Origin of the sequence: Sphingobacterium humi, assembly GCF_009768885.1 — a bacterium.
Classification (GTDB): domain Bacteria; phylum Bacteroidota; class Bacteroidia; order Sphingobacteriales; family Sphingobacteriaceae; genus Sphingobacterium; species Sphingobacterium humi.
The window spans coordinates 32,324-48,559 of record NZ_WSQA01000014.1 but is presented as its reverse complement, the minus strand read 5'-3'; the positions used below and the strand labels follow the sequence as shown (position 1 = coordinate 48,559).

The window sequence follows — 16,236 nt, the reverse complement described above, 5'->3', positions numbered from 1 at the left end:
TTTGCTTTCTTTAACAATTAGCCCTAGGAAACCACAGGCTCCAGCGGGTCGGCATATTGCGCCAATCCATAATTTCTAGTTTGGGCTTCCTGCGGATTCATGATATGCCACTCGAACTCATCTCTAAAGTGACGAATTGCCGCGGCCACCGGCCATGCTGCTGCATCGCCCAATGGACAAATGGTATTGCCTTCAATCCGACGTTGAATATCCCAAAGGAGGTCAATATCTTCCAGGTTTCCGGTTCCGGTTTCAATACGGTATAGCAATTTCTCCATCCAGCCGGTTCCCTCGCGGCAAGGCGAGCATTGTCCACAGCTTTCATGTCTATAGAAACGGGTATAGTTCCAGGTATTGCGCACAATACACTGATCTTCATCAAAGGCGATAAAACCACCGGATCCCATGGCTGTACCGGATACAAATCCGCCATCAGCTAGTGATTCGTAGGTCATCAATCGCGGATTTCCCTGAATCGTCTTTGTAATTAAGTTTGCAGGAAGGATAGGCACCGAAGAACCACCGGCCACCACAGCCTTAAGCTTCTTGCCGTTGGCTATGCCCCCACAGTATTCATCTGAATAGATGAACTCCTCTACCGGCAATCCCATCTCGATTTCATACACCCCCGGTTTCACGAGGTTTCCCGAGGCTGAGATCAATTTAGTACCGGTACTGCGTTCAATACCGATCTTCGCGTATTCTTCCCCGCCATCATTTACGATAGGCACCACTGCGGCAATAGACTCCACGTTGTTCACTACCGTTGGACAGCCGTATAAACCAGCTACCGCCGGGAAAGGAGGTTTAATCCTTGGATTCCCACGTTTTCCTTCCAATGACTCTAATAAGGCTGTTTCTTCCCCACAGATGTATGCACCACCACCCGGTTGCACATAGATCTCCAGGTCATAGCCCGAGCCTAAAATATTTTTCCCTAATAATCCAGCAGCTTTCGCTTCCTGGATGGCGTTTTCAATAATACGGATCTGTGGCATCATTTCGCCACGGATATAGATGTAAGAGGTTTTAGCACCTAAAGCATAGCTGGACACAATCATCCCTTCGATTAAGGCATGCGGAATATGCGTCATTAAGAAACGATCTTTAAAGGTACCGGGTTCCGACTCATCCCCATTGCATACCAAATAGCGTGGCACGCCTTCCGGTTTAGCCAAGAAGCTCCATTTCATGCCTGTCGGGAAGCCTGCTCCCCCACGTCCACGAAGACCTGATTTCTTCACCTCTTCCAGCACATCGTCTGGCGACATGGTTTTCAGGGCCTTCTCCACGGCTCTGTATCCACCCTTTTCGCGGTAAACCGCCAGGGTATTGATACCTGGTACATGAATATGTTCTAATAATAATTTACGTCCCATATCGTTAAGCCTCGGTTTTAGCTTTCTCTTTTAATTCATTAATCAATTTGTCGACGCTTTCTTCGGTCAGATTCTCATAGAAGGTATAGGCAGGTCCGATTTGTAAGACCGGGCCGAAGCCACAGGCTGCCAAACATTCCACGCCACGCCATGAAAATAGGCCATCAGGCGTCACTTCGCCTTCTTTTACGCCCAACTTGTTTTCAATATGCTGCATGATGCGTTCTGCGCCCACTAAGCAACAAGGTCCTGTACGGCATATTTCCAACAGGTATTTGCCTTGAGGCTGCAGTAAAAACATCGTGTAAAATGTAGCTACTTCGTAGACTTCGATAGGCTGTATGTTTAAGAACAAGGCCACTTTATCCATGGCATCTACACTTAGCCAGCCGTATTCTTCTTGCACCAAGTGCAAAAGAGGTAGCAATGCCGACTTCTGCTTTCCTTCCGGATAGCGACTTACGACTTCAGCAAACTTTTTCAGCAGGTCTGCCGAAAAATCGACAATAAGGTTTTCTTTAACACTAAGCATCTAATTCTCCTGCAATTACATTTAAACTACTCATATTAATAATCGCATCCGAGATCAACATGCCGCTGCTCATTGGCGCGAACATCTGATAGTTGATAAAGGATGGTCTTCTAAAATGCAGACGGTAGGGTGTTCTGCCCCCATCATGAACCAGGTAGAAACCCAATTCACCGTTTGCACCTTCTACGGCATGGTATACTTCACTTTTCGGCGCATCCCATTCGCCCATTACAATCTTGAAATGGTAAATCAATGCTTCCATATTGGTATATACCTGCTCTTTTGGTGGCAAGTAAAAGTCAGGAACATCGGCATGGAAAATGCCTTTAGGTTCCTTTTCTATTTTCTCAAGCGCCTGTTCGATAATGCGCATGGATTGCCACATCTCCTCATTACGCACCATAAAGCGATCATAAACATCGCCATTGGTTCCTACAGGCACATCAAAATCAAATTCTTCGTACGAGCAATACGGGTTATGTGCTCTAACATCGTAATCTACGCCAGTTGCCCGCAATATAGGGCCCGACCAGCTATAGTCCAATGCTTCTTCAGCGGTTACTGAGGCCACATTCGAAGTACGTTCGATAAAAATCCGGTTTCTATCGAATAGCTCTTGGAACTCCGTTAATACCGGTGGGAAGCGCTTTAAGAACTCGCGGATCTTCTCGAAGGCAACCTCATTGAAGTCGCGCTCAAAGCCCCCGATACGGCCAATATTGGTCGTTAAACGGGCACCGCAGATCTCCTCGTAAATCTCATAGATAAACTCACGCTCCTGCATCACATACAAGAAGCCCGAGAATGCACCAGTATCTACCCCTAAGATTCCGTTACAGATGATATGATCCGCAATGCGGGCCAATTCCATGACGATAACACGCATATATTGCACGCGTTTCGGAATTTCAATATCCAAAAGCTTCTCTACGGTCATATGCCATCCCATGTTATTGATGGGCGATGAACAGTAGTTCAAGCGGTCTGTCAGGGGCGTAATCTGGTAGAAGGGTCTATGTTCTGCAATTTTTTCGAAAGCCCGGTGAATATAGCCAATGGTAGAGACGCCGCTTACGATCCTTTCCCCATCAATCTGCACCACATTCTGGAATACACCGTGTGTGGCGGGGTGGGTAGGTCCGATATTGAGGGTCACCAACTCGTCTTGAGGATCGTTATCCTCATAAACGGGCATATTGGATGATATACGGGTGATAGGTTTGCTCATGATTACGATTTCACTTAACGTCCAAAATAAAAATCCTTCTTATCTACACGGTTAGGATCTTCCAACGGATATTCCTTCCGCATTGGGAAAACGCCCAGGTCATCCATGTTTAAGATTCTTCTCAAATCCGGATGGCCATCGAAGATGATTCCGAAGAAATCATAGGTTTCGCGTTCCATCCAATTGGCGCCTTGCCACAGCAGGGTAGCCGTAGGGATGTTCAGTTGTTCTTTCTCCAAGAACACCTTGATCCGCACGCGCACATTAAATACCAAGCTGTGCACATGATAAACCACGGCGTAAGGTTTTGCCAACTCCGGATAATGCACGGCGGTAATATCTGTAAGATAGATAAACTGAAGGGTATTATCTTCTTTTAAAAGGCGGAGTATATCAATAACGACGTCCTTGTCCGTTTCAAAGGTTAACAAACCCTTTGGTTCGCTTATATTCCGAATATGATCAGCGAATTGCGCTTGCAATTTTTCAAGAACCTGCTGATTCGTCAACTTATCCATTGTCTGTTGCTATTCCGTACTTTTCCAATAAGGCTTTGTACTCCGGTGTATTTCTTCTATTCAGGGATTCATTTTTCACGATATCCTGCAGGCGTAGTACGCCATCGAGGATGGCTTCTGGTCGCGGCGGGCAACCCGGAACATACACATCCACGGGAATAATCTCGTCGATGCCTTGTAACACGGAGTAGGTATCAAAGATACCGCCGGAGGAGGCACAGGCGCCAACAGCGATCACCCAACGAGGTTCGGCCATTTGAATATATACTTGTTTCAGTACGGGTGCCATTTTCTTGGCTATGGTTCCCATTACCAGCAACATATCGGCTTGACGGGGCGAGAAACTAGGTCGCTCGGCGCCGAACCTTGCCAAATCATAGGTGGATCCCATGGTTGCCATAAATTCAATCCCACAGCAGGAGGTCGCAAAAGGGAGCGGCCATAGAGAGTTCGCACGTGCTAATCCAATGGCTTTATCCAGCGTTGTTGCGAAAAATCCTGCTCCTTCAACACCCGGAGGCGCTTCTGATAAGGTTACATTGCTCATTTCTTGTTTTTTTTCTAGAAAAAGAAGGCGATGGGATTAGTCCCAGTCCAGTGCTTTCTTTTTGATGATATAAATAAAGCCCAACAACAGCAAGCCCATAAACACAAACATCTCGATGAGACCTTGCCAGCCAAATTCGCGGAAATTAACGGCCCAAGGGTACATAAAGATGACTTCTATATCGAAGATGACAAAGAGGATTGCCACTAAAAAATACTTAATGGAAAAGGGCTGTCGGGCATTCCCAATAACTTCTACCCCCGATTCGAATGCGCCTAATTTCTTTTCGGTACGCACCTTAGGACCGATTAAGTGGGTACCAATAATGGTCACCACACCAAAACCAATTGCCACAATTAATTGGATTAAAATAGGGATATAATCAATGGGGGTACTTTGACCCGCTAGCTCATTCATATCGTTGGTTTAAGAATATTAGTAGTTTAGCAAAAATAAAAAAATATGTCATAAAAAAAAGGAACCGTTGTCAGCAACGGCTCCTTTTTTCTTATTTTGAATCATTATAAATTAGTTGGCTCCGAGGGCATCCACCATTTGTTTGGCGAATGGATCTTCTGGCTTCACTTTTAATGTTTCTGCAAAATGTTGTTTCGCTTTGGCGTTATCACCTTTTAAGTATGCATAGTAACCAATGTAGTTATGTGCATCACCGGCGTAAGCTTTTTGATCTTCTGTCAAGTTAGTTGCCGATTGAATCGCCGCTAACAATTGGGTGAATGAATCGATGAACAATCCTTTTGCGTTCTCCGGATCGTACATTACGTTATCCAATGCCAATTCAGAAAGACCTTTAAAGTAAAGTGCATTTACTTTGTATTTGTCAATTACCTCTTGTTTTGTCGCTTTTGCTACTAAGTCCAAAGACTTCACAGCACTTTCCAGGTGTGGTTTTGCCTCTGCAAATTTAGCGGCAATCACTTCTGGTGTTGCTTCACCTTCCGGAATGGTAATTAATTTCGAACCTACACCGTATTCGCCTGTACCTAAGTAGTAGTTAGAGTCGTAGTAATAATCAGACTCAGGGTTAGCTGCAGGGAAAGCGAATAATTTACGTGCTACATCCGCTTCACCGTCTTGCAATTTAGCAAAAGCAGTTTCTGCGATCTCGCCATCGATATCCTCATCTTCTGTTTGTTTCGCAACGGCTTGTTTCAAGTATTCATTACCTTTTGCGGCATCACCAACGATTAACTCGTCCATACCAATGATGAAGAAGTCACGTCCGATTAAACGGCTTGTATCCACTTTAGAGAATAATTGGTTCATGTATTCCAAAGATTTGTTGTAATCCTTATCCTGCATGAAAGCAATATATCCTAAGTAACGGAACACTTTCGCATCTACACCTTGTACGGTTGATAATTCTTGAGAAACGGTTTTCAACTCATCGTAGTTACCCGAGTAAACCAAGAAGTCAGCGTAACGTACTTTCGCGTCAATGGAAGCATCACCAGTTAGAGACAAGTATTTTTTATAGTTTTCTACTGCCTTTTGGTTAATTTCACGGTACTGATCTTCTGGCGCTTTTTTAGAGGACAGGTAATAGGTTTCTGCCAACTCACGGTAGATCGGTCCGTATTCAGGATTCTCGCCCGCTAAAGTTGTCAATTGCTCTAATACCACATCATAAGCCTGCGCTCTACGACTGATAATTGCTTGACCGATTTTCGGTGCTAATAATTTATCGTTCAATGTTAAAGCGTCACGGTAGGCTACATATGCAGGGCTACTTTCGCGTAATCCAGCGTAAGCATCACCTAATGCGGTAGGCACTAACGGATCTTTAGCATTTCCTTCTTTTGCTTTTGTTAAATACTCCACTGCTTTTTTGAAGTCAGGTTTTGGCGCATCGATATAAGCTCTACCGATGTAGTACAAAGGCAAGTAATCTTTTTTACCTAAGCCCGTTGTTGCTTCGGCGAATTTAGATTCGGCAGCACTAACGTTCCCTTTTTCAAGTTCAACAATACCCAAACCTACTTGGTTTAATTTTTCCTTTGGAGCATTGGTTACCCCTTGTTGGAAAACATAAGCCGCAGAGTCGATTTTATCATTCACTAAATGAATCTGACCTAAATAAAAATAGTTTTCACCATCTTTTGCTTTCTTCTGCACCAACTGTTGCAACATGGTTTTCGCCTTATCATATTGCTCAGCTTCAATGGCAGCTTTCGCGTCTTTCAAACTTTGCGCACTCACTGTCCCTACAGCACCTGCAAACAAAAGACTTAAAAATAATTTGCTTTTTGTCATAATCTATTATTTACTCTTTGTTATAAACTAATTTATATTATCCCTAATTATAATTTCTCGTCCTGGCATGGTGGTTGGCAGCAGCCCGTACTTTAACACAATACGCTGTCCACGATCACCCGTTAAAAATGCCGAAAACCCAATACCTAATCCCATGTTTGGTTGATAGTTCAAAACATAGAATTCCGTTTTTAGGGGGTATTCACCGGTTGCAAAGGTCGATTGCGAAGGCTTGAAATACCCTGATTTTTCAGCAGTTTCCATATTTTGAAGGCTTAAGATACGAATTTTATTTTCTTCTCCAAATTTCCTTCTGTAATCTATGTATTGACCGTATGAAATTGCGCCAATGGCATTCTTGTTTTCCAAAAGGTACTTAAATACTTCCTGCGTATTTTTCATCCCTTTTACTGCGGCACCCGATACCTTCTGCACTTTTGCCCATTCTTTCACTTGCCTGAAGGTGCTGGAATTCACGTTGTCAAAGACCAAGGTTTTATCCTTTAATTCGCCCTTCAGTAATGATGATAACGTATTTACCGTTACTGAAGTATCTGCTTCTGCAATATTATTTACAAAAACTACGCCATCATAGAAGATTGGAAAAACACGGGGCGTAATTTTACGTTGATCAAAACCCGCGCTTTCTTCTTTGGTTAAGGTGCGATTCAAAATCGCCATCGCGCCCTCACCTTTCAATAAAGCATTGATGGCTTCCCGCTCTGGCAGGGCCTTTACCTTCAGGTTGGCCGATACATAACTATCTTTAAAAACCTGAATTTGTTCCTGAATCAAAGGGTACACGGCCTCATCTACAATGATGGCCATTTCTCCGGTCAAGATATCGTCTTTGGCCACGGTGCTGTCAGCAGTGCCTGTATGGTTTGCCTCGTTCTTCTTCTGCTGCGAACAAGAAGCGAAGGCCAACAGGCTCAGGCATAACAAAACCATGGAATACATGCGATGCTTCATCATATCCAATTAGATTGTAGTTAAGGACTAAGGATTAATTAATTCCTAAAGTTATTTTGCCACAGGCGGGCAAAACGCATAAAGGAATAAACAATGAGGAGAATTCCGAACAGCTTTTTATACGTAGGATCTATTTCTAAAGGGAAGTTATTCCAAAAGATAATCAAGAGCCCTAATATGAAATAAAAGGCGAACATGAATAGTCCTAAAATGGACAGAAATCGCTGTGTGGGCGATTTCTGTCTGAAGTTATTTCTTGTTGAATGATTCGACATATCGAATTACATTTGTGACAAGTCTAAGCGCAATGGTATTGAATAGCGTACCGGAACTGGACGACCGTTCTGAATACCAGGGCTCCATTTTTTTGATTTTTTCAAGGTATTGATCAATGCTTGACCCGTACCATAGGATAAATCTTTGTTAATCTTAATGTCTGTTACATTTCCAGACTTATCGATTACGAAAGATGCTTCCACTGTACCTTTTACCCCGGCATCAATTGCTGCTTGTGGGTAAGAGTAGTTGTTTTGTACCCATGTACGGAAGGCATTCACCCCTCCTGGGTATTCTGGTTGAACCTCAATGGCTTCGAAATCATAAACCTTATTGGCATCACCACCTTCTACTCCTTTGGTACTACCTGTAATGGCTCCTTCGACTTTCTTCGGACCGAACTCTCCTGTAGGAACGCCCGCCGCGCCTGGTGTACCTTTCAAGGTAATCCTTGCAGGTGTTGCATTTTTCTCTTTAATCTCTTCCTGAGATACCACTTCTTCTTTTACCTGTCTTGCATCAACAACCTTCGGCTCTGGGAAGCGGATTAAGTCTTCCGCCGGTGGTTCTTCGGCAATACGTTGAGGTGGTTCTTCTTCCTGAGGGATTGGTTCTTCCTCTTCCTCTGGTTCAGGAATCTCCAAGTCTTCCAAGGTAACCTCGGTCACGACTGGTGCTTCCTCAATCTTTTTCTCAGGAAAAATCTTGATATCGAAAGCTTTTACAGCTATGAACAAAAGAACAACAGTCGATACGGAGAATAAAGCGATATTGGTAGCGATTGGTGCATATTTACGTAATGCATAAGCTCCATATTCTTTATTTCTATTCTCGAAAACGACATCTAGCCATTCTTTCTTAAATAAATCTAATTTTGAACCTATCATGTTTTTCCAATTTTTATCAGTGACTATTTGTCGTTATAGATTCCGTTTGTTTTTAAAACCTCCACCTCTTCGGCTTTGATTTTAGAAATCATATAACGTTTAATATCAGTGATTTTCATTTCATCTAATATGTCAACGAGGTTACGTTGAACTGACAGATCACTTGGACGGATAACGACGATTAAGTCTTTACCACCTGACACTTTTGGAACCTGCGCCTTTTTCTCTAAAAGGACTTGACGGATTCCCTCTTTACTGTAGTCTACTACAGTTGGAGGTGTAATCGGGCTTGCCAACTGACCGTAATACCAGGCAATTTTGTTATCTGAACCTAATAACAAGGTGATTGAGCGGTTATCCGCGATTTCAATCTCTGGTTCTTTTTCGTTCCAGTCTTTGTTTTTATCAGGCATCGCAACGTCCATTGCTTGAGGCTTATTTAAAGACGTGGTAAGCATGAAGAAGGTGATCAGAAGGAAGGCAAGATCCACCATCGCTGTTAAATCTACCCGTCCGCCGTTTTTCTTCGACCTTACTTTGCCACCTTTTTTACCTCCACCGGAGTCTGAATTTAATTCTGCCATTTTCCTTATTAATTTTCCTGACGTAAACCGGTTACAAAGCTAAACTTGTTTTGTTTCTGGTTACGTAAGGTTTCAATGATCAAATTCATTATTGAATACTTCTCTTCAGCGTCTGCTTTAATGGCTACTTTCATCGGTCCTGGATCCTGATAGTTTTTCACTTTGGTTTCCTGATCACGATTGAATTCCACCGTTGCTAAACGTGCTTGCTGTACCCAGTGGTACAATTCGTTCGAAGTTTCTTCCGTACTATCCACCGGAATACCGGGTTGGATTTCTAAGGTACGTTTGTCATTTTCTAGCGAAAGAAGGGCACGTAATTGTTTAAAAGGCACGCCAAATTCATCTAGTCCTTTGAACTTCTCATAATCTTCTTCCGAGAAGCCAACGCCATATTTCGCAGACATGTTCTTTAAGGTTAGTTTTCTAACCTCCGGGTTTTTCACCCCGAAGAACACTTTTCCATTGTTACCAACTGTAATCACAGATAAGTTATCGTCTGGTAACTTATCGAGTGTAGTTGATGCAGGAGTATCTACGGGCATCACTTCTGGTTGACGCGCTGTTGCTGTCAATACGAAGAAAGTAAGCAGCAGGAAAGATACGTCACACATCGCCGTCATGTCGATGGTGGTACTGGCTCTTTTTACTTTTGCTTTTCCCATTTCTATACTTCTTTAAATGATTACTCTATTGCTTTCTTATAGTAAAGATGCACTGCTGTGAAAGATTCCATAAAAAATTTTCACAAAACAGTGAGGCTTCTTATTTATGGTTCGCCGCGTAAGTTTGTACGATGGAGAAACCAGCCTCGTCGATAGAGTAAGTTAAAGTATCGATCTTAGAAGTTAAGATGTTATAGAAGATAATGGCGATAGTAGATGTACCGATACCTGTAGCCGTGTTGATAAGGGCCTCAGAAATACCGTTTGCTAATTTTGCTGAATCCGGAGCACCACCAGTTGCCAATGCCGAGAAGGCCTTGATCATACCTGTTACTGTTCCTAATAGACCTGTCAACGTACCGATAGATACTAATGTAGCGATAACTGTTAAGTTTTTCTCTAACATTGGCATTTCTAAAGTTGTTGCTTCTTCAATTTCTTTTTGAATGGCTAATACTGATTTTTCAGTATCTAAACCTGGGTGCGCTTCTACGTCTTTGTATTTTAAAAGACCCGCTTTGATTACGTTTGCTACAGAACCTTTTTGTTTATCACACTCTTGGATAGCGGAGTCGATGTTTCCAGTTCTCAAAAGACCTTGTACTTTTCTTACAAAGTTACCTACATTTCCAGTTCCAGAAGCTTTACCAATTACGATAAAACGCTCGATTGAAAATACCCATACCATTAAGAATAATCCAAGAAGTACTGGTACAACGTATCCAGCATGGTACACCATACCGTAGTAGTTACCTGGTTTTGGTTGATTTTCAGGGTTATTGTCGATAAAGTTGCTAGGATCACCCATTACAAACTTATAAACCAAGAAACCAATGATTAAACAAATGATAATTGCTAAACTCGCAAATAAATTACCCGCATTGCCACTGTCTTGTTTAGCTGGGGCTGTTGTAGTTTTTGGTGCGTTTGCCATTTTTACTAATTTTTAGATTTTTTACTGTTGTTTAATTATTAAGTTAAATTCAATTTAATGCAATCCAAATGCCGTTATATTACATTAATTCAAAACAAATATAGCATTTTCTGTTAAAAACAAAATTAATTTGAAGATATCTGATAAGTCACCTTTTAGGCTGTGTTATGTTTTCCATTGATATACTTCAGCAGTCTCTAATCAATGCCTTCTCTTGTTTGTCACATAACGGTTGAATATTCCTGTCATATTTTTTACAATGAAAACCATTTTTTTTTTGATATGCAAATTATCAAATCGTTAAATGTAAAATTTAAGTGAGCGTTCACTCACAAAATAGGAAGGCATTTTCTGCCGTTCTTGAGCCAATAGGGCAAGTATTTCTTTGTTTTTTAACCCTTTAGGGCTGATTATCTTCTTTAGCCACCAAAACCTTTTACCTGATATCCTTCGCCTTGTAGGTAGCTGATAATTTTCACTTTAAATTCACCTTGTATCAATATCTCGCCGTCTTTCGCCGTACCTCCAACGCCACATTTTTGCTTCAAAAGCTTGGCTAAAACGTCTAAATCTTCTTGTTTTCCGACGAATCCGGTAATTAAAGTCACTACTTTCCCCTTGCGTGCCTTGCGGTCATGGCCCACTTTTAAGCGCTGCTTTTCCTTAGGCAGGGTATCTTCTTCCTGAAAACCATCGGCGTCGGAATAGCTATAATCCGAGTCGGTGGAATAGACAATTCCTTCAAATCGTTGTTTCTTCTGCTTGCTCATCTGTTAACATATAATATTTAACGCCTTTTCCATCACTTCTATTTCAACACAGTTGCCTAAATCTTTCGGTTCCCCATCTAAATGCACCGGATCGTTCCCTTCCTGAAAGATGCTGATCTTCTTACCTGGTATGATTTCCACATACTCTGATTGGTCGGCCGTTTTATTGAACAAATGGAATAACATTAAAGGTAAGCTGTATAAAGGGAACTTATGCACTATACAAACATCGAGCATACCATCTGTAATGGACGCATTTGGGGCGATATAGGCGTTGTTGCCATACTGCGGAGAATTGGCTACGGAAATCATAAAGGCTTCTCGTTCGTATTCTTTACCGTCAATCAACAATTTATATTTCTTAGGCTTATACTTACTCAGCACATTGATAGCGGTACGTAGGTACCCTACAGGGCCTCGGAAGGTTTCATTGGCGAACTTATCACTCACCGAGGCATCGAAGCCAATACCGGCGATATTAAAAAAGCGGCGTTCCCCAACCCGGGCGCAGTCTACCGCAATCGACTCAAAGCGATTAATCCGGCGTAAAGCTGCAGACTCATTCATCGGAATCCCTAAATAAAGCGCCAAGCCATTGCCCGAACCCTCCGGGATAATTCCCAAGGGGGTATTGGATCCAGCTAAGGCCGAGCCAATCTCATTAATAGTCCCATCTCCCCCCACGGCAACCACGGCATCATACTTTTCTTCGATGGCCTGCTGGGCCAATTCGTACGCATGGTTTACATGGTTTGTGGTTTTAAAGGTCGGCTCAAAGCGACTCATATCCAGCACTTCCAGCACTTGTTTATTGAATGCTGTTTTTTTCTTACCGCCTGAAACCGGGTTCACTACAAACAGAATGCGCTTTTTTGTCATCTCAATCTCTAAATTCCGCTAAAGATAATAATTTGAAGGAAATACTTTTTAAATATTGCAAAGTATCGTAGCTTTGTGCACACAAAATGTGGACTGATTTGCATTTTGCATTATTTTTAATGTAAATGGGAGATTGCAACCACAGTAAAAAAGTGCTAAAACTATCATTATCCGTGTTTTTCCACTCGCTGTGCTCGCCTTTTCCCTCAATTCGTTTAAATATATATGGCCTATTTATTTACATCCGAATCTGTGTCAGAGGGACATCCTGATAAAATCGCAGACCAAATTTCGGACGCATTAATCGACAATTTCTTGGCATGGGACGAAGATGCCCGTGTTGCAATTGAAACCCTAGTAACCACTGGTCAAGTGGTGCTTGCCGGGGAAGTTAAATCGAATATCTACCTTGATGTACAGAAAATTACCCGTCAAGTAATCGAGCGCATCGGTTACACCAAGTCGGAGTATATGTTTGAAGCCAATTCTTGTGGGGTCCTATCGGCCATTCACGAGCAATCGGCCGACATCAACCAAGGGGTAGATCGGAAAACGAAACAAGAGCAAGGTGCCGGTGACCAAGGTATTATGTTCGGCTATGCCAGCAACGAAACAGAAAACTACATGCCACTGGCATTAGACCTTTCCCACCGTTTATTATATGAACTAGCCGCCTTACGTCGCGAGAATAAGGAAATCACCTACCTACGCCCGGATGCTAAATCGCAGGTGACCTTAGAGTATGATGATAACCACAAGCCGGTTCGTATTGATACCATCGTTATCTCTACGCAGCATGATGACTTCGGAAGCGAAGCCGACATGCAAACGAAAATTAAAGCTGATATTATTAATATCCTGGTTCCACGTGTAAAAGCTCAGTTGAAGCCAGAACTACAGGCTTTATTTAACGATCAGATTAAATACCACATCAACCCTACCGGGAAGTTTGTAATTGGTGGACCGCATGGTGATACCGGATTAACAGGACGTAAGATCATCGTGGATACCTACGGTGGTAAAGGTGCGCACGGTGGTGGTGCCTTCTCCGGAAAAGATCCTTCGAAAGTGGACCGTTCTGCAGCCTATGCCACCCGCCATATCGCTAAGAACCTTGTTGCGGCAGGTGTTGCCGACGAACTATTGGTTCAAATTTCTTACGCCATCGGCGTGAAAGATCCAATGGGTATCTATGTGAATACCTTCGGAACTAGCAAAGTCAACAAAACCGACGGTGAGATTGCTGCAATCATCACGGAGCTCTTCGATATGACCCCTTACGGAATTGAAACCCGTTTAGGCCTGCGAAAACCAATCTACTCAGAAACCGCAGCTTACGGCCATATGGGCAGAACCCCGAAAACAGTAAGCAAAACCTTTGAATCGTCAAATGGCGATAGCAAAACGGTGGAAGTGGAGCTGTTTACCTGGGAAAAACTAGACTACGTAGATCAAATAAAAGTCGCTTTCGGCATTTAAAATAAAAAAAAGGGAGCTTCTAAATAGAAACTCCCTTTTAGTATGTACGTCTATGGTTATTCTCCGATCTTCGCGGAGGAAGTCGGGATTTGGCGATCTACTTTTTTTACTAATCCTTGCAATACCGCGCCTGGTCCTACTTCTACGAAGGCTTCTGCGCCGTCTGCGAGCATGGTTTGTATGGTTTGGGTCCAACGTACTGCGCCGGTTAATTGAGCAATAAGGTTTTCTTTAATCGCTACTGGATCTTGGTAAGGATTGGCATCGATATTCTGGTAGATTGGACAAACGGGAATCTGAATATCTACTTCCAGGATTGCTTGTTGCAATTCCTGCTTAGCGGCTTCCATTAATGGCGAGTGAAAAGCTCCACCCACGTTTAATTTTAAGGCACGCTTGGCGCCGGCCTCCAATAGTTTTTCGCAGGCTTTATCTACGCCACTTACCGAACCCGAGATCACCAATTGTCCGGGGCAGTTATAGTTTGCCGGAACAACCACGTCATCCACTTCTGCACATTTCTCTTCCACGATCACATCTTCCAGTCCTAAAATAGCTGCCATCGTACCCGGCTCTGCTTCTGTGGCTTCTTGCATGGCATTGGCACGTTTTGCCACCAAGCGTAAACCGTCTTCAAAGCTTAAGGCTCCTGCCGCTACTAAGGCCGAGAACTCGCCTAAGGAGTGCCCTGCCACCATATCCGGCTTAAAGTTAGCACCTAAGGCTTTCGCTAAGATCACCGAGTGTAAGAAGATGGCCGGTTGGGTCACTTTGGTTTGTTTCAAATCTTCTTCGGTTCCGTTGAACATCAAATCGGTGATGCGGAATCCTAAAATATCGTTTGCTCTTTCGAACAAGGCCTTGCTTTCTTCATTAAAGTTATACAAATCTTGGCCCATGCCTACAAACTGAGCACCCTGACCTGGGAAAATATAAGCTGTCTTCATTTGAATTCTATTTTACGCAAATATAAATATATAGTTAATCTTCAGGTACAAATGTTAATGATGATATTTTTTCAGGCGCAAAGAGCTCATTGGCGATTTCCTGAATCTCGGTTAAACTGACGCGGTCGATTTTATCAAACACCTCCTGTAAGCTTACAACACGATTATAGTCGAGTAGGTTTTTTGCTTCGGCAATAATCATACTCATTCTGTTTTCTTCGGCCAAGGCAATCTGCCCTTTGAACTTGGTTTTTGCCCGATCTAAAAAGCCGAGGCTCAAGGGCTGCTCCCGCAGCTTGTTCAGCTCCTTATACACGAGTTTTAAGGCCTTTTCTGCCTTTTCCTCATCGGTACCAAAGTAAATGCTAAATAGGCCTGTATCGCTGTATAAGCTGTAGTTTGACTCAATGGTATAGGCGATGCCGTATTTCTCGCGGATGTTCAGGTTCAAGATAGACGCCATGCCGAAACCGCCCAAGAGGCTATTCAGCAAGAGCAATCCGGTTTTACGTTCATCATAAATACTATAGCCGGTACTTCCCAGTACATAGTGCACCTGATTAATGGGTTTTTCCAGCGTTTTATGTTGGTTGCCGCTAAACTGTACCTCTTCCTCGGCATGGTCCCATTCATACACTTGCACCTGCCCAAACAGCTTATTGGCCAATCGATGTACCTTGGCTTCCGAGTAATTGCCGGCAATGGCAATCACCATCTTGGAGGTGGCATAATGCTGCGAAATAAAGGTTTTGATATCTTCTTTCTCAATGGCTTTCAGGTCATTCTCTAAGCCTAGAATATTATGGCCAAGGCCAGAGCCTTCAAAAATAAGGTCTTCGAAATCATCCATAATAGATTCTTCCGGGCTATCGAGGTAGGAGGCCATTTCATCGAGGATGACGCCTTTTTCCTTTTCCATTTCATCTTCCGGAAATACCGAGTGGAAGATGATGTCCTCAAAGAGGTCTAAGGCGCGGTCTAAATAAGGATTCAGAAAGGAGGCCTGTATGCAGGTATATTCTTTGGTGGTATAGGCATTTAAATCGCCACCAACGGCTTCCAATCGATTTAATATCTGATTGGTATTGCGTCTTGTGGTGCGTTTGAACAGCAGGTGTTCAATAAAATGTGCGGTTCCGAATTTTCCATGTTGTTCATGGCGGGAACCTACATCTACAATTAAACAGGCATGCGTAATCGGTGAATCTTGTTGATGCAGCAGAATTCGTAAGCCATTATCCAACTGGAATATTTTATGATCCATAGTACTTGATAGGTATGCAAAGGTAAGGAATAGGGCTGATATTGGGTAAAAGAAAGCGGTTACCTGCACAATGCAGGTAACCGCTTCTAAAAATCGATATG

At 42.9% G+C, this 16,236-nt stretch carries 18 protein-coding genes; 1 reads left to right on the top strand and 17 read right to left on the bottom strand.

What is annotated here, in order from left to right; genetic code table 11:
• Positions 1-23: 23 nt before the first annotated feature.
• The 15 genes from nuoF to GQF63_RS16190 all read right to left on the bottom strand — a co-directional run bounded on the left by nuoF (position 24) and on the right by GQF63_RS16190 (position 12,445).
• Positions 24-1,379, bottom strand: coding sequence for an NADH-quinone oxidoreductase subunit NuoF (nuoF, locus tag GQF63_RS16255; RefSeq protein ID WP_160370300.1), 1,356 nt, complete (start codon positions 1,377-1,379; stop codon positions 24-26).
• Positions 1,380-1,383: 4 nt separating this feature from the next.
• Positions 1,384-1,911, bottom strand: a complete 528-nt coding sequence (locus GQF63_RS16250) for an NADH-quinone oxidoreductase subunit NuoE family protein (protein WP_160370299.1) — start codon at positions 1,909-1,911, stop codon at positions 1,384-1,386.
• Positions 1,904-3,139 (bottom strand): NADH-quinone oxidoreductase subunit D, encoded by a 1,236-nt coding sequence (locus GQF63_RS16245; RefSeq protein ID WP_212592618.1) that lies wholly within the window; start codon positions 3,137-3,139, stop codon positions 1,904-1,906. The genes GQF63_RS16250 and GQF63_RS16245 overlap by 8 nt, the downstream gene beginning before the upstream one ends.
• A gap of 14 nt (positions 3,140-3,153) precedes the next feature.
• Positions 3,154-3,657 (bottom strand): NADH-quinone oxidoreductase subunit C, encoded by a 504-nt coding sequence (locus tag GQF63_RS16240; RefSeq protein ID WP_160370298.1) that lies wholly within the window; start codon positions 3,655-3,657, stop codon positions 3,154-3,156.
• Complete coding sequence (locus GQF63_RS16235) at positions 3,650-4,204, bottom strand: NADH-quinone oxidoreductase subunit B (protein ID WP_160370297.1); 555 nt, start codon at positions 4,202-4,204, stop codon at positions 3,650-3,652. The genes GQF63_RS16240 and GQF63_RS16235 overlap by 8 nt, the downstream gene beginning before the upstream one ends.
• A 36-nt stretch (positions 4,205-4,240) precedes the next feature.
• Positions 4,241-4,621 carry an NADH-quinone oxidoreductase subunit A gene (locus tag GQF63_RS16230; protein WP_160370296.1) on the bottom strand — a complete coding sequence of 127 codons (381 nt, stop codon included), beginning with the start codon at positions 4,619-4,621 and terminating at the stop codon, positions 4,241-4,243.
• Between the two features lie 111 nt (positions 4,622-4,732).
• The gene (locus tag GQF63_RS16225) at positions 4,733-6,478 is read right to left on the bottom strand and encodes a tetratricopeptide repeat protein (protein WP_160370295.1); all 1,746 of its coding nucleotides are present in this window, start codon (positions 6,476-6,478) and stop codon (positions 4,733-4,735) included.
• A 27-nt stretch (positions 6,479-6,505) separates the two neighbouring features.
• Positions 6,506-7,453, bottom strand: coding sequence for a PstS family phosphate ABC transporter substrate-binding protein (locus tag GQF63_RS16220; protein WP_160370294.1), 948 nt, complete (start codon positions 7,451-7,453; stop codon positions 6,506-6,508).
• Between the two features lie 35 nt (positions 7,454-7,488).
• Positions 7,489-7,725, bottom strand: coding sequence for a hypothetical protein (locus tag GQF63_RS19695; RefSeq protein WP_212592617.1), 237 nt, complete (start codon positions 7,723-7,725; stop codon positions 7,489-7,491).
• Between the two features lie 6 nt (positions 7,726-7,731).
• Positions 7,732-8,613 carry an energy transducer TonB gene (locus GQF63_RS16215; RefSeq protein ID WP_160370293.1) on the bottom strand — a complete coding sequence of 294 codons (882 nt, stop codon included), beginning with the start codon at positions 8,611-8,613 and terminating at the stop codon, positions 7,732-7,734.
• A 23-nt stretch (positions 8,614-8,636) separates the two neighbouring features.
• The gene (locus tag GQF63_RS16210; RefSeq protein ID WP_160370292.1) at positions 8,637-9,197 is read right to left on the bottom strand and encodes an ExbD/TolR family protein; all 561 of its coding nucleotides are present in this window, start codon (positions 9,195-9,197) and stop codon (positions 8,637-8,639) included.
• 8 nt (positions 9,198-9,205) lie between these two features.
• On the bottom strand, positions 9,206-9,862 hold the full coding sequence (locus GQF63_RS16205; RefSeq protein WP_160370291.1) for an ExbD/TolR family protein: 657 nt from the start codon (positions 9,860-9,862) through the stop codon (positions 9,206-9,208).
• A 100-nt stretch (positions 9,863-9,962) separates the two neighbouring features.
• A complete protein-coding gene (locus GQF63_RS16200; RefSeq protein ID WP_160370290.1) occupies positions 9,963-10,796 on the bottom strand; it encodes a MotA/TolQ/ExbB proton channel family protein in 834 nt (277 codons plus the stop codon).
• A gap of 419 nt (positions 10,797-11,215) precedes the next feature.
• Positions 11,216-11,566, bottom strand: coding sequence for a translation initiation factor (locus GQF63_RS16195; RefSeq protein WP_160370289.1), 351 nt, complete (start codon positions 11,564-11,566; stop codon positions 11,216-11,218).
• A 3-nt stretch (positions 11,567-11,569) separates the two neighbouring features.
• Positions 11,570-12,445: a diacylglycerol/lipid kinase family protein gene (locus GQF63_RS16190; protein ID WP_160370288.1), complete on the bottom strand. Its 876-nt coding sequence runs from the start codon at positions 12,443-12,445 to the stop codon at positions 11,570-11,572.
• 225 nt (positions 12,446-12,670) lie between these two features.
• Between GQF63_RS16190 and metK the strand changes: the two genes are divergently transcribed.
• The gene (gene metK / locus GQF63_RS16185) at positions 12,671-13,924 is read left to right on the top strand and encodes a methionine adenosyltransferase (protein ID WP_160370287.1); all 1,254 of its coding nucleotides are present in this window, start codon (positions 12,671-12,673) and stop codon (positions 13,922-13,924) included.
• A gap of 56 nt (positions 13,925-13,980) precedes the next feature.
• Here metK and fabD read toward each other — a convergent pair whose 3' ends face one another.
• Positions 13,981-14,871 carry an ACP S-malonyltransferase gene (gene fabD, locus GQF63_RS16180; protein ID WP_160370286.1) on the bottom strand — a complete coding sequence of 297 codons (891 nt, stop codon included), beginning with the start codon at positions 14,869-14,871 and terminating at the stop codon, positions 13,981-13,983.
• A gap of 34 nt (positions 14,872-14,905) precedes the next feature.
• Entirely contained in the window at positions 14,906-16,135 is a 1,230-nt protein-coding gene (locus GQF63_RS16175) for a M16 family metallopeptidase (protein WP_160370285.1), read from the bottom strand.
• Between the last annotated feature and the right edge of the window lie 101 nt (positions 16,136-16,236).

Bases quoted from the DNA above. Each gene is read 5' to 3' on its own strand.
- nuoF (WP_160370300.1), bottom strand. From the start codon at position 1,379: ATGGGACGTAAATTATTATTAGAACATATTCATGTACCAGGTATCAAT.
- GQF63_RS16250 (WP_160370299.1), bottom strand. From the start codon at position 1,911: ATGCTTAGTGTTAAAGAAAACCTTATTGTCGATTTTTCGGCAGACCTG.
- GQF63_RS16245 (WP_212592618.1), bottom strand. From the start codon at position 3,139: ATGAGCAAACCTATCACCCGTATATCATCCAATATGCCCGTTTATGAG.
- GQF63_RS16240 (WP_160370298.1), bottom strand. From the start codon at position 3,657: ATGGATAAGTTGACGAATCAGCAGGTTCTTGAAAAATTGCAAGCGCAA.
- GQF63_RS16235 (WP_160370297.1), bottom strand. From the start codon at position 4,204: ATGAGCAATGTAACCTTATCAGAAGCGCCTCCGGGTGTTGAAGGAGCA.
- GQF63_RS16230 (WP_160370296.1), bottom strand. From the start codon at position 4,621: ATGAATGAGCTAGCGGGTCAAAGTACCCCCATTGATTATATCCCTATT.
- GQF63_RS16225 (WP_160370295.1), bottom strand. From the start codon at position 6,478: ATGACAAAAAGCAAATTATTTTTAAGTCTTTTGTTTGCAGGTGCTGTA.
- GQF63_RS16220 (WP_160370294.1), bottom strand. From the start codon at position 7,453: ATGATGAAGCATCGCATGTATTCCATGGTTTTGTTATGCCTGAGCCTG.
- GQF63_RS19695 (WP_212592617.1), bottom strand. From the start codon at position 7,725: ATGTCGAATCATTCAACAAGAAATAACTTCAGACAGAAATCGCCCACA.
- GQF63_RS16215 (WP_160370293.1), bottom strand. From the start codon at position 8,613: ATGATAGGTTCAAAATTAGATTTATTTAAGAAAGAATGGCTAGATGTC.
- GQF63_RS16210 (WP_160370292.1), bottom strand. From the start codon at position 9,197: ATGGCAGAATTAAATTCAGACTCCGGTGGAGGTAAAAAAGGTGGCAAA.
- GQF63_RS16205 (WP_160370291.1), bottom strand. From the start codon at position 9,862: ATGGGAAAAGCAAAAGTAAAAAGAGCCAGTACCACCATCGACATGACG.
- GQF63_RS16200 (WP_160370290.1), bottom strand. From the start codon at position 10,796: ATGGCAAACGCACCAAAAACTACAACAGCCCCAGCTAAACAAGACAGT.
- GQF63_RS16195 (WP_160370289.1), bottom strand. From the start codon at position 11,566: ATGAGCAAGCAGAAGAAACAACGATTTGAAGGAATTGTCTATTCCACC.
- GQF63_RS16190 (WP_160370288.1), bottom strand. From the start codon at position 12,445: ATGACAAAAAAGCGCATTCTGTTTGTAGTGAACCCGGTTTCAGGCGGT.
- metK (WP_160370287.1), top strand. From the start codon at position 12,671: ATGGCCTATTTATTTACATCCGAATCTGTGTCAGAGGGACATCCTGAT.
- fabD (WP_160370286.1), bottom strand. From the start codon at position 14,871: ATGAAGACAGCTTATATTTTCCCAGGTCAGGGTGCTCAGTTTGTAGGC.
- GQF63_RS16175 (WP_160370285.1), bottom strand. From the start codon at position 16,135: ATGGATCATAAAATATTCCAGTTGGATAATGGCTTACGAATTCTGCTG.